Annotated in this window: 14 protein-coding genes and 1 tRNA gene; 6 read left to right on the forward strand and 9 right to left on the reverse strand. The window is 36.0% G+C overall.

Features of this window, described 5'->3' with window-relative positions:
• The first annotated feature begins 1 nt into the window (after nt 1).
• On the forward strand, nt 2–2,107 hold the full coding sequence (gene metG, locus WKF66_RS02035) for a methionine--tRNA ligase (protein WP_489672735.1): 2,106 nt from the start codon (nt 2–4) through the stop codon (nt 2,105–2,107).
• On the opposite strand, the gene WKF66_RS02040 is transcribed toward metG, so the two are convergent.
• Nucleotides 2,084–2,947, reverse strand: coding sequence for a hypothetical protein (locus tag WKF66_RS02040; RefSeq protein WP_489672736.1), 864 nt, complete (start codon nt 2,945–2,947; stop codon nt 2,084–2,086). The two genes, metG and WKF66_RS02040, sit on opposite strands and share 24 nt — an antisense overlap.
• A 295-nt stretch (nt 2,948–3,242) precedes the next feature.
• Here WKF66_RS02040 and WKF66_RS02045 point away from each other — a divergent pair.
• The 3 genes from WKF66_RS02045 (at nt 3,243) to WKF66_RS02055 (ending at nt 5,593) form a co-directional block, all read left to right on the forward strand.
• Nucleotides 3,243–3,316: transfer RNA gene (locus WKF66_RS02045), tRNA-Arg, on the forward strand.
• Between the two features lie 51 nt (nt 3,317–3,367).
• Entirely contained in the window at nt 3,368–4,489 is a 1,122-nt protein-coding gene (locus tag WKF66_RS02050) for a tyrosine-type recombinase/integrase (RefSeq protein WP_489672737.1), read from the forward strand.
• Nucleotides 4,490–5,158: 669 nt separating this feature from the next.
• Nucleotides 5,159–5,593 carry a hypothetical protein gene (locus WKF66_RS02055; RefSeq protein WP_489672738.1) on the forward strand — a complete coding sequence of 145 codons (435 nt, stop codon included), beginning with the start codon at nt 5,159–5,161 and terminating at the stop codon, nt 5,591–5,593.
• Between the two features lie 230 nt (nt 5,594–5,823).
• Here the strand turns inward: WKF66_RS02055 and WKF66_RS02060 are convergent, their stop codons facing one another.
• A complete protein-coding gene (locus tag WKF66_RS02060) occupies nt 5,824–6,102 on the reverse strand; it encodes a hypothetical protein (protein ID WP_489672739.1) in 279 nt (92 codons plus the stop codon).
• 232 nt (nt 6,103–6,334) lie between these two features.
• On the opposite strand from WKF66_RS02060, the gene WKF66_RS02065 reads away from it, so the two are divergent.
• The gene (locus WKF66_RS02065) at nt 6,335–6,697 is read left to right on the forward strand and encodes a hypothetical protein (RefSeq protein ID WP_489672740.1); all 363 of its coding nucleotides are present in this window, start codon (nt 6,335–6,337) and stop codon (nt 6,695–6,697) included.
• Between the two features lie 596 nt (nt 6,698–7,293).
• Here WKF66_RS02065 and WKF66_RS02070 read toward each other — a convergent pair.
• The 6 genes from WKF66_RS02070 to WKF66_RS02095 all read right to left on the reverse strand — a co-directional run bounded on the left by WKF66_RS02070 (nt 7,294) and on the right by WKF66_RS02095 (nt 11,374).
• Nucleotides 7,294–8,372, reverse strand: a protein-coding gene (locus WKF66_RS02070) for an IS3 family transposase (protein ID WP_489672741.1) whose coding sequence is annotated in 2 segments (ribosomal slippage) — nt 7,294–8,111 and nt 8,111–8,372 — 1,080 coding nt in all. Because the reading frame shifts where the segments join, the coding sequence is not laid out codon by codon here.
• Nucleotides 8,373–8,498: 126 nt separating this feature from the next.
• Entirely contained in the window at nt 8,499–8,921 is a 423-nt protein-coding gene (locus tag WKF66_RS02075; RefSeq protein WP_489672742.1) for a hypothetical protein, read from the reverse strand.
• A gap of 67 nt (nt 8,922–8,988) precedes the next feature.
• Nucleotides 8,989–9,213, reverse strand: a complete 225-nt coding sequence (locus tag WKF66_RS02080) for an SOS response-associated peptidase family protein (protein WP_489672743.1) — start codon at nt 9,211–9,213, stop codon at nt 8,989–8,991.
• Between the two features lie 147 nt (nt 9,214–9,360).
• Complete coding sequence (locus WKF66_RS02085) at nt 9,361–9,621, reverse strand: hypothetical protein (RefSeq protein ID WP_489672744.1); 261 nt, start codon at nt 9,619–9,621, stop codon at nt 9,361–9,363.
• Between the two features lie 274 nt (nt 9,622–9,895).
• Entirely contained in the window at nt 9,896–10,276 is a 381-nt protein-coding gene (locus tag WKF66_RS02090; protein ID WP_489672745.1) for a hypothetical protein, read from the reverse strand.
• A gap of 534 nt (nt 10,277–10,810) precedes the next feature.
• Nucleotides 10,811–11,374 carry a hypothetical protein gene (locus WKF66_RS02095; protein WP_489672746.1) on the reverse strand — a complete coding sequence of 188 codons (564 nt, stop codon included), beginning with the start codon at nt 11,372–11,374 and terminating at the stop codon, nt 10,811–10,813.
• Nucleotides 11,375–11,721: 347 nt separating this feature from the next.
• Between WKF66_RS02095 and WKF66_RS02100 the strand changes: the two genes are divergently transcribed.
• The gene (locus WKF66_RS02100; protein WP_489672747.1) at nt 11,722–12,327 is read left to right on the forward strand and encodes a PAS domain-containing protein; all 606 of its coding nucleotides are present in this window, start codon (nt 11,722–11,724) and stop codon (nt 12,325–12,327) included.
• Between the two features lie 73 nt (nt 12,328–12,400).
• Here WKF66_RS02100 and WKF66_RS02105 read toward each other — a convergent pair whose 3' ends face one another.
• Nucleotides 12,401–12,577 carry a hypothetical protein gene (locus WKF66_RS02105; protein ID WP_489672748.1) on the reverse strand — a complete coding sequence of 59 codons (177 nt, stop codon included), beginning with the start codon at nt 12,575–12,577 and terminating at the stop codon, nt 12,401–12,403.
• Nucleotides 12,578–12,676: the final 99 nt, after the last annotated feature.

Consider the following 12,676-nt stretch of genomic DNA (forward strand, 5'->3'; position numbering starts at 1 on the left):
TTTGGATAACAGTAAAATAAAACGATATACCGTTACAGCTGCTTTGCCGTATACGAATGGTCCGGTTCACATCGGTCACTTGGCTGGCGTATACCTTCCTGCAGATACTTATGTACGGTATTTAAGGTCGAATAAACGCGATGTGAAATTCATTTGTGGCTCTGACGAGAATGGCGTTCCCATCACTTTAAAGGCTAAGAAAGAGGGGGTTACTCCGCAGGTTATTGTCGATAAATACCATAAGATCATTGGAGATTCTTTTAAAGAATTCGGCGTATCATTCGACATTTATCACCGTACTTCATCCTTAATGCACCACCATACGGCCTCAGAATTCTTTGAAACTTTATATAAAAAAGGCGTCTTCACTGAGGAAGTAACTGAACAATATTACGATGAAAAGGCACAGACCTTTTTAGCAGATAGATACATCACCGGAACTTGTCCGAAATGTGGCAATGAAAACGCTTACGGCGACCAGTGTGAAAACTGTGGTAGTACACTGAATGCGACCGACCTCATCAATCCAAAATCTACCCTTTCTGGAGAGAAACCAGTTAGAAGAGAAACTAAGAACTGGTTCCTTCCACTAGACAAGTATGAAGACCGTTTAAGGGCTTATATAGACGGCCACAAAGATTGGAAGCCAAACGTTTATGGGCAATGTCAAAGTTGGTTAAACGCAGGCTTACAGCCAAGAGCGATGACCAGAGATCTGGACTGGGGAGTTAAAGTTCCTGTCAAGGGTGCAGAAGGCAAAGTATTGTACGTTTGGTTCGATGCTCCGATAGGATACATTTCTGCTACTAAAGAACTTTTCGAGTACGCCAGACTAGATGTTTGGAACCCGAAGGCTGAAGAGTATTATATCAATCAGAATGAAGTTGAGAAGGGAAACTGGGAGGACTATTGGAAAAGCGAAAATACTAAACTGGTTCACTTTATAGGGAAAGACAATATCGTTTTCCATTGCATTATTTTCCCTGCGATGTTGATGGCACATGGCGAGTATACGCTTGCAGAGAATGTACCTGCAAATGAGTTCTTAAATTTAGAGGGACAAAAGATATCTACTTCAAAAAATTGGGCGGTTTGGCTTAACGAATACCTTGTAGAATTTAAGGATAAACAGGATGTATTAAGGTATGTGCTTACCGCTACTGCTCCTGAAACGAAAGACAATGATTTCACCTGGAAAGATTTTCAGGCAAGAAATAATAACGAATTGGTCGCTATTTTAGGGAATTTCGTCAACAGAGTGACGGTTTTAACCCATAAATATTTCGCTGGAAAAGTCCCGATGCTGATGGAGATTAAGCCCGAGGATCAGCAGGTCATCGATGATCTAGCAGCTTTTCCGGCAAAGATCAGTGCTTCCATTGAAAGCTATAGATTTAGAGAAGCCCTATCAGAAGTGATGAATGTTGCCCGATTAGGGAATAAGTACCTGGCAGAAACAGAGCCGTGGAAAGTTATAAAGACTGATGAAGACCGTGTGCGTACGATTCTGAACATTTCGTTGCAGATTGTGGCGAATATTGAGATTCTGATTGAACCTTTTCTGCCCTTTACGGCGGATAAGCTAATGAAGATGCTGAACTATGGCGGACACCTCTGGGAAAATGCTGGTAGTATCAACTTGCTAAATCGTGGTCATCAATTAAACGAACCCGTACTCTTATTTGAAAAGATAGAAGACGAAGCGGTACAAGCTCAAATAGATAAGCTAAATCAAAGCAAGGCCGACAATATTGTACCCGCTGCGGTAGAATCTGCGAAAGAAGATATCCAGTTTGAACAGTTTTCGGCGATTGACATTCGTGTAGCGACTATTATTGCTGCGGAGAAAGTAGAGAAAACAAAGAAATTACTCAAGCTGACTCTTGACACAGGTATTGACCAGCGGACTGTGGTTTCTGGAATCGCAGAACATTATGCGCCTGAAAATATTATTGGACAGCAAGTTAGCCTAGTCGTGAACCTTGCCCCAAGAGAGATCAAAGGAATTGTTTCGCAGGGTATGATCCTGATGTCTGAGGATGCCAATGGTAAGCTGGCTTTTGTGGCTCCTATTGACAGCCACTCAAATGGCAGTATAATTAGGTGATCCCAATAGCAATTGAGCGGGAGCAGGCGGCGGCAACGTAAGTTGTCGCCCAACTTTAAAGTCCATTTTATTCCACTTTTTGGTCACAGATCTATCTACCATTCCATCCGTTATCTGGGCGCTTAAAATGGCGCTTGGGTTAAATTGCTTATTATTTGTTATTATATCACCTGCAAATGTGGTCTTGTAATATTGTAATGAGATTCCCATCATGCATAGGCAGCCAGGCTGAGTGTGGAAAGCGGCAGATTTCTCTGGGATAATTGTTGTAGGATTATTCTTTCCAATATCAAACAGTTGGGATTGTTGGTCGGTGTAGAATCCGTTTTCTAAGTCAAACAATCCACAGGTTAGAACTATTTTGCATTTACTAATCATTGAAGGGAATATAAAATCCCTTGGTAAATTCATCTCAGCGATGCTGATATGAACCCGGTTATCGGATGTATACTCTACTAGCGGCTGGCTAAACATATATTTTTCGAAAGGCGATATGATGTTAAAGTTGAACCCGATCAATCTTTCAAAGGTGTTTGGTTTGAAGTTGAAATTCAAATTTGTTTCGTCTAAGGCGGGCCTAAAACATTGATTTACGAGCCCTGTGAGGCGGACAGACATGCCGCCATCATGAAGTCCGTTATATACATCATACATAGAGATTCTAAAATAGTTGGCTAGCGTACTGGCTTTTCCAAAAACCGTGGAGCTATTTATTGTTCCAGTGGTTTTGTTGTATTTCGGCTTCTCTGAAAGCCCTTTAACGATTTGCACGCCATTTCTTTCGCTATAGGAAGTGTGGCCGATTGTTCCTCGTGTGAATCCGTTCTTGATTATTGCCATGATTTATAGTTGGTTACAGTAAAGTAAGGGTACGGCTTATATTGCGCTATCATAGAGTCTGATATAAAAATGATACAAATCAGTATTAAGTCCAATTTCTAACAGTCCAGATTGGACTTGCATTGCTTTTGTATTGGACTTGTATTGGACTTGATATTATTTCAACTTAAGCAGTAGCGGTTAGGTATGGCCACTATTGAAGTTTGTTAAGGGAATGATTTGTTGGTAACAGGGCGTTTTATTATTATATTTGCGCCTGCCAGTTGAGGGATCGCTTTATTGGCGATTGAATATTGGTCCCGTAGTTCAACGGATAGAATAGAAGTTTCCTAAACTTTAGATATGAGTTCGATTCTCGTCTCATGATCAAGCACTTAGCCTGTATTAACGTGAAGTTGAGTCTATAGATGAGTCAAAATCATGTTCAAACAACCTAAAATCTTTATTCCGCAAGACAAGTCGGAAAGAGCTTACATCCTTTATTATTACAATGGTAAACGATTTAGAGAATACAATGGCAATAAGCTAAATCTTGAGATTTATCCTAATCATTGTGATCGTCTAGCAGACAAAAAGCGACTATTGAGCAAACTTCAATTTGAAGTAACAAAGGCTTTAGAATCTGGCTGGGATCCTAATGTTGTTGAAGTTCCTCCCAGTGAGATTTCTCTAAAAAATGCTCTAACCATAGTTCGAGATGAAAAGCTCAATTCTAATCTTTGTGACTTATACAAGCGAAATCTAAAAGCCGTTTGTAGAATGTTTATAGATTTTGTTCCTTCAAGGATGCTGAATGACAGATGTGATATGGTGACCCTTGAAACTGTAGAAAGCTTTCTAAACACGTTTCAGTCCAGTGAGAGAAACTATATCAATAGAAGAAGACTATTGCATACCTTCTTTAATGAGATGGTAAGAAAAGGTTTTTTAGTAAAGAATGTGGTAAAGGAAACAAAAAGTGCTCGAGCAAAAGCTAGCTTACATGAACCATACTCTCAAGAGCAACTTAAACAGGTACTAGGCTATTTAAAGATTCATTATCCAAATCTTCACTTATGCTGTCTGTTGACTTATGGCTGCTTTTTACGTCCGCATCATGAAATACGTTTACTAAAGATGAAACACATCGTTCAGGATTATGGACAAATTCAATTGTCTGGGAGTGAAAATAAAAGCAAAAGAATACGAACAGCTTACATTCCAAATTATATACAAGAGGAATTAAGAGCAAGACTTACCAACCTCGATGATACGGAAGCCAACATTTTCACCTTTACTAGAACACCATATAACGTAGGATATTTCAATGTAATGTGGGGGAAAGCTAAACTTAAGATGATCCAGGAAGGAATCCTTTCTCCTAAGCAAACTATTTACTCTTTCCGGCATACAGCTGTAGTAAATGTGTATCGAAAGACCAAGGACTTGCAAATTCTCCAGCAGCTCCTTCAACATTCAAATATGATAGTAACTCTCAATTATCTTCGTGGACTTGGTGAAATCAATGATGAACGTCTTAGGGATGTATTGCCAGAATTATGATGTGATATAAAATGATTTAGGACAGTGAATTTTAGGTATTAAACCCTTTCTTTTTACTGTCCTATTTTAAAATCTATTCACTCACTTTTAACAAAATATATTCTGTTCGAAATTCATCAAAATTTGGAAGAGGAAGGACAGTAGATTTTAAGGTATAGACCCTTTTGTTGTAGTGTCTTTTTTATTTCTCGATGTTCATGTAACTCAATCCCTTCTTTTACAAAAAACACTATCCAATTATTTAGGTTAAAAACATAACTAGATAAATCTATAAATTGAGGATTATTTCTTCTAAACGATATCGTACATTAGATACCTCTCGATTAAATCCTTTCTTAGGCATTAGTATAAAGACTAAGAAATATCTATCAATAACTCATTATCAGAAACTAAAATTGCTATTTGATTAATGAAATGGGTTCTTGATAATTTAAGGTATTGCCTTCTGTTTTATTAACAAAAGTGTAGCAAATACTATCGACTATTAACCTATGTTTGTCAGCGTGATCGAAAAACGAGGGAATAACGATAATAGAAGTTATTTAAAGATGAAAGCACTGTGAGCATAACTTTCCAGATCATTCTTACCCTAAAAAAACAACTATCTTAATCGATGAGCTATGTATATAGAAGAGTACTGTATCATAATTAAATATATTTGATTAAAGAATGAACGAGAAATCAATTCCTGGTTGGACAATAAATATTAACGAAATTTCAAATGGCGTTTTCAAGGTGACACTAAACGACGCTTTTGGACGTAAAGCAGAAGTGATTGACAATGCAACTGACGAAACTATTGAAAGAGCAGTTAGTGATGCATTTGACATCGAAAAGCAAGTCTCGAAAAATTGGAATTTGTTTCTATACGACCTTTCTAATCAAATATTAGACGATACAGACATTGAGAACAGAGAATACAAGGATAAAGCATTTGGTTCTTGGTTTATAGAAAAACAAGATAAGCGTTTGATCTATGACGGTAAAGACAGTGAGCTAATACTTCAAACTAGATCCGAATGTAATTGGACAAACATTGACGGAATTAAAAGAGACGACCTTAAATATTCAAATTTTGTAAGGCAAATAAATAAGCTGAAATAAAACACTAAACACAACAGCATCAGCACCCTGCAAAGCGGGCGAACGTCGTGACAGAAACTTTTCAGCTTATAATAAAAATGCGAAAGTTGCTGCATTTGTCAGACAGTGCAGCATATAGGAAGTACAGCCTAAGTGGTTACTAAATTATCATTAATCGGTGCTTTTCTAGGATATTTTAGGATTTCAGGTATGCAAATAGGTATGCGCAATTAAAGTAGTCTCTTCAAATTTTAAGACGTAGATTTAATTTCCCATTCATCTCCACCGGTTTCTCTTTTGGCCATATATCCTGTAGGCAAATCTCTCAGTACTTTAAGTGTGTCGTCCAATGCCAGTATTTCACCAAGAGATATGATCTTATAATCCTCATCCTGGAGATTAGTTTCTTTTCCACTGAATTGCCAACATCCGTCATCAAAATGATAAACATATAATACTGGGGAACCTAGGTCAATAATATATTTGGTTGTAAAGATGGCCGTATTTTGGTTCTCTGTAAAATGGTCCATTATTGTCATTATTATTTTTGCTGTCATCTACGTTTGAAGGCGCTAACTCATACAATAATAGGCAATTTATCTCCTGAACTTTGTCTTTCTCCTATTATCAGTGATGGGTGGATTCCATAGAAACATCCTTGCCGTTCACCAAATATGGAGGAAATAGTGATAGACATAATAAAAAAGTCTAATCCATTTTTAAAGAAGTGCTTTTAAAGTAATATTCATTAATTTGCTGTATATGATACATTTACAAATAGATCAATTGAAGACGAACTTAAGCTTGGGTAAAACGGTCGAGCAGTGGCTTGGTTATAAAAAGTACAAAGATTATACTTTATTAAGGTGGATAAGGATTGAAATGGAAAAGAATCAAGAATATACAGTTGCCTATATTGAGTCTTTTGATGAAGGCAATATTGACTTTATTGATATCTACGAATTCGGGACGCTTGATCCAGATGAACCTGCAGGGGTTTTAACTACTTTTTCTAACCAAAGCGAAGCTATAAATTTTTCAATACGAGAATACGGGGCCAAATTGGATAAATTTGTATCAGAAGGCATGATTCAAGAAGAATATTCAATTTATCTGAAAAACTAATCCGATTTTGCTGTCTAAGAAAATGGTAGAATAATGTGAATTTTAAACTTAACCAGTAAGGCGAGGTTAAATTCTTACCGTAAATACAGCATCAGCCGTAGGTGATAAGCCACCAGTGCGGGTGGGACTTTCTTTCGATTCTATGTTTCAAATAACTCCATAATCAACTTGGTTTATATTTGCAGGCACATCACTATTAACCCTCGGATTACTTAATAAACCCCTGTTATTGCAGAGACTTGTAATTTTAACTATGTTATTTAATTAGAGCATATGATTACAGTTTAATAGACATTTTCAATTGAAAATCCTAGTTGGAAGACTATTATAACTCCACGCAGCAATGTATGGAGTTTTTATGAGAGCGATTTTTTGACTCTTAGAGCAATATTTTTTAAATCCAGATATGTAACTAATCTTCGATATGATTGTTGTCTTTCCTTTACTTAAAACACAAGTAAGCAAGGATGCTAGCATTATATATTAAACTTTAATAAATGATAGATCCACGATACCTTCTACTAACGATATTATTAGTTGTATATACAGGTCTATGTGTAAGCTTCCCGTAAAATCAGACCATTCAAAAGTAGAATTTAGCTGCTAATATCTAGCAACAAATCAGCTGGCGTTTTAAAGCCTAGTGCTTTGTGTGGCCTATGATTATTGTAATCATACATCCATTCTTCAGCTTTTTCTCTTACTTCGTCCAGTGTTCTGAATATGTAAGCATTCAATAATTCCCTACGCATACTCCCGTTAAATCGTTCCACATATGCATTTTGAGTTGGTTTACCGGGTTGAATAAATATCAAGGTAATCTTTTTCTCATTACACCAATCCCCTAGCTTATCTGAAATGAATTCTGGACCGTTGTCGACTCTAATCATGCTTGGTAGACCTCTATACTGCTCTAACGCTTCCAATGCTCTTACAACCCTATGAGCTGGTAACGACAGATCAGGCTCGATGCACAAGATTTCCCTGTTATAATCATCTACTATGTTCAGTACTCGAAATTTCCTTCCGTCCCATAAGCTGTCGCTCATAAAATCGATTGACCATACCTGGTTGATGGCTTCAGGAGTAGACAGAATTTGTTTTACTCTGGCGGGAAGTCGTTTTCTTGCTCGCCGTCTTATATTCAATTTCATAGCAGTATAAACCCTGTATACCCGTTTATGATTCCAAAGAAAGCCTTTGCGTCTCAATCTGTGGTAACATTTCCAAAACCCAATAACAGCATGCTTTTCAACGAGCACTTTCAGCTCATCAATAATCTCATCATCATCTTTCTGCTTATGAATATAGAAACAACTACTTCGAGGAACGTTTACACATAAACACGCCTGACGATGGCTGATTTTCTTGACCATTTCTTCCACCAGCCCGCGTTTTTCATCAGACGTTAACGCTTTTTTTCTACAGCTTCTTTAAAAGTTTCATGTACCAGACTCAGATTTGCATACATTTTTTTAAGCCGGGCGTTTTCATCTTCCAGCTCCTTTATCCTTTTCAGTTCGTTAACTTCCAGACCACCATAACGCTGACGCCACTTGTAGAAGGATGCAGTGCTTACACCTAAATCACGGCATAGCTCATTAACATTCCTACCATTTTCATGTTCCTTGATTGCTTTGACAATCTGAGTCTCCGTAAATCTTGACTTTTTCATATTACACATTTAAAGTTAAAAATTCTTTTTATCGCCCGCGCTACGCTTGGTCGAGAATTCTACTTTTAAATGGTCAGCTTTTAGGGAAGCTTACATATGTAACTGAGCTTAGTTTCATAAAGATACTTAATGAGTGGTACCAGATAATCTAAACACTTTAAATTCAACTAACGCTTCTTGGTAGCCATTTGGTAATTTTTCGACAATATAAAAGATGTACTTTTCATTAAACTTTGTTCCAGACTCATAGGCAATATTTTGAAGCTCATTCCAAGCCAAATATCGATGGTTTGGAAGACTGGGAAGAAATTTCGGTTTATCTCCATAAGTAAAGTTCAAATAGGCATTAATTGTTGGAATGCATTTACAGGCAAAACTATAAATATTCTTTAGTTCTTGCCCAATAACAAGTATCTGATTACCTGGCCGAACACCGGCTGTATCTGCTAAATAGTAAATTGTCTCCTTTTTAGTTTGACTAAATCCTGAGCTGTAATTTATAAATACACAAAACATTAATATTATTACAAATTGGTGTGCTTTCATCATTCTAATATCGACAATCTATTGCAGCTTTGTTATCTGAAGAACCATATACTTAATTACTTTATAAGACTTACTTTCCATAATTTACCTTGTTAATTATTGAAGCAACATCACTATTTACTCTCTTATTACTCAAATCTTTACTTACTGTATATGAAGCCATATCCGTATCATCACAGGGATTCATTAGCTCTTTTATAGAAACTGGTGATAAATCTGGAAAAATCCAGTCATTTATAAGTTGCTCATCTAACATCAAAGGCATCCGCTTAGCACTGTTATGAATATCGCTCATGCTAATTTAGAAATATACAATTTTAAGTGAAATCATCTCTATCCAAAAGCTGTTAACAAAGATTGCATAGATCGAGGCTAGGTGGCGGCAAGTGATTACCTCAGGATCAATGCACAATGGCAACGATAGAATTAATAAAAACAGTAATTAAACAGCAATAAGCTCTGTTAATGGCGTATTAAATAATTGATTTTTTGCAATATTAGGATAGCATTTTTCGATAAAATCAACATGAGCTGAGAATGAATCGCATTTTTGAGTTATCGTTCCCTTATCTAAATTTAAGACACATACAATATAGTAGCCACGTTTCGTGATCTCGATTTGTTTATCGATTAACTGATATTGATTTATCGCGTTAGTAGCTTTATAGCCTAAGTCAATGTCTAAATATATTATTTTGTGCATCTTAAATCAAATTATTTGCTGATGGGGGGCGAATATAATGTAAAACAACGCATATAAAAGTCAGTGTGAATACGGTTGTAGTACGTTTTGTACGCTCATTTTCTCAGAGGTGAGGCTATATGTGATAATAGATGTTGCTATTTGAGAAGCATTTACATAAATGACTTGCTGGTATTATTTTATATTTTGAAGATAGATATGTGCAACTATTTAAAGCTTTCTTAATCAACTTTATGAAGTGGCTATATTACCCAGTTCGTAGTTGGCTTCAGTGCTAAAGCATTCTGGTAAGCATATAATATTTTACCGTTCTGCTAGTATGAATTCCAACATACCTGAATGTATATTCAATTTCGTAATCTGGAATGGATAATGAACTCAAAGAGTTGAAAACAGATGGTTCTAGTTTCCTTATAAATTCATCAGCAAAGAGCTTCGGCTTATCAACAAAGTATTTATTAACAAAACTATCAGGTAATCGGGATAAATCAATATCCACTTTACCGTTCCCTTGATAAGTGATAAGCCTGTCAACATCCTTCACCATACAAGATATTTTATCATTATTCACAGTCCAATGATGGAAACTACTGTTTAAAGTTGATTTTATCTGTTCGTCTTCTACTGGCTTGTTTAGTTTAACAATTGTTCCCATACCACAAATTTATGCTAATATTTTTAGCATTCTATATTGATATTGAAAGAAGATGTATTATCTCATTATCTTGAAATCTATTTAAACAGATACTAACACTATACCAATTCAATTGTAGAGTCTTGTACTTCAACACTTAAGTACTGTTGTTTAAATTTATTTGGTTACAGTTGTTTGAACTTGGATGAGTTAAATAAATCATTGAGAGTCTCTATCATTAATTTGGTAGGGGCTCTTTATGTTGCAAAATACAACCATACGGAATACTTATTTAAACGAAAGATCGAATACTATACTCTATATTAGGTTATCGGCTGGTTACCGATTCATAAATTAGTTTAGCTTAGATAGTTAGAAGCCCTTACTGTAAAAGGTAAGGGTTTTTAGTGTTCAAACAATTGTCATCTCTATACGTTGTATATACAAGGTTTATTCAAATGAAAGTTTCACTAGTCTCTATCTATTAATTTAGGTAGGGATTTTCTTTATAAGAATTGAGTACACCTTAGATAATTAACTCTGAGTGAATCCATATCAGCGCTCTTCCATTTCAATTGCATAGCCAATTGCTTCAACATCTTTCTCGCTTATAAGATCATCACTTACCCATAGAGGTCCATCTTCATGTTCAACATGATGTCTAATATTACCTATTCTGTTTGTCCCAATACTAATATCGAATGTACAGTCTTCCAGCGGTGTTACTAAATATGCCTGATCTTTGATTACGACTTCAAAAGGTTCCTCTGTTTCCATTTCGTTTTCTATAATAGTAACATTCTGTTTAAAAGTTGGATAAAATGTAAGCTCATCAAGCTGCATACGATCAGGCCCATAGATCTTGATTTTAATCGGTTCAGTTACTTCATATTTCGCTTCAACCATTATTGAGTCCACGATACTAAATATACGATCTGTATAATGATCAACCTGTATTACTTCTGGAACTTGAATACTTATAACGTTTGAATCTGTAGGTTCAATAATAAACTTATGCCTGCCTAGCTCTGGATCAATTTCTTCCGCTTTTAAGCGAGTTTGCTCAAATTGATTTGCAATCAGTATTGCTAGTTCTGAAGTCTTTGTAGTTACATCCATGGAATTTCCTCTATAATTAATGGAACATCACTGTTTACCTTTTTGTTACTTATATCATTACTGATGGTGTGCTGCCTTATGGTATCATCCCATGGATTAATCAATTCTTTTATAGACAGATTATGACTGCCTTCTCTAATAGAGGACTAAATCAAGGTGAAGCTATTTATAAAGCATTGCGTATATCATTTCATGCAAGATACTTCAAGAACTCAATAATAGGTAAGCAGGTACCGTTTGAATTTAAAAAAATCAAACAATAAGCCCTATAGCAAGTTAAAATTGGAAGTCGGGTTTATTTCCCTTAAGTATGATTATTTATAGCACCAAAGATTCAACTAGTTTATATGGATGAAGAGATCGAATTGATAAATAGACTCTTGGGAGAACAGGCTTGGCTGCTGACAACGGTATTAAGCGCGAACAAAAGCGGCATTGTAATAACTGATCACATTGCGGAGGATCAGCCAATAATATATTGTAATGATGCTTTCTTGATAATGACAGGCTATTCAAGAGAAGAAGTCATTGGAAAGAACTGTAGGTTTTTACAAGGTACACAGCTAAAATTACACTCAAGGACAAGAATAAAGATAGCTTTGGCCAACGGGGGTTACTGTAATGAACGGATTATTAATCATAAGAAGGATGGTTCATCGTTCATTAATGATCTTTATCTTGCTCCCATCAGGGATGCAGATGGAACTGTAACTCATTACATTGGTGTCCAAAATCAAATTACCGGAGAAAGAAACGAGTCAATTTACGGCTCAGGGATATCTCATGAGTTGCGGACGCCTTTGACCGCCTTGAAAGGTTGCCTTCAACTCTTGAGCCGGGATCTTATACCAGATGATCTATTTGCTCAACAGAAAATTCTTCTCGAAATGTCTCAAGATAACCTTAATCGGCTTAGTAAAGCGATAGAAAATGTAATACAAACTAACCGGTAATTCTTGGTTATAGATATAATATTATATCCATAATAATATGATTTAATATTGCTCAATGCGTCTGGCTATAATCTCAGTATGCTATCTCATCTGTTATTGAAGACACATCACTATTTATCTTAGGATTCCCAATATCTTTGCTAATGGTCCATGCTGCCATACCGGTATAATCACAAGGATTCATCAGTTCTTTTGTTAAAATGGGTAATATGTTCGAAGATATCCAATCGTACCACAGATGGTCTAGCATCAATGGCATACGTTTAACGCTATATGTATGTCAGTTATAAGTTCATTTGCTTCATCCGTTAATTTACTGAATGTTGTCATGTTATTCCTTGTAGCTGGA

Origin of the sequence: Pedobacter sp. (genome assembly GCF_037719805.1) — a bacterium.
Taxonomy (GTDB): domain Bacteria; phylum Bacteroidota; class Bacteroidia; order Sphingobacteriales; family Sphingobacteriaceae; genus Pedobacter.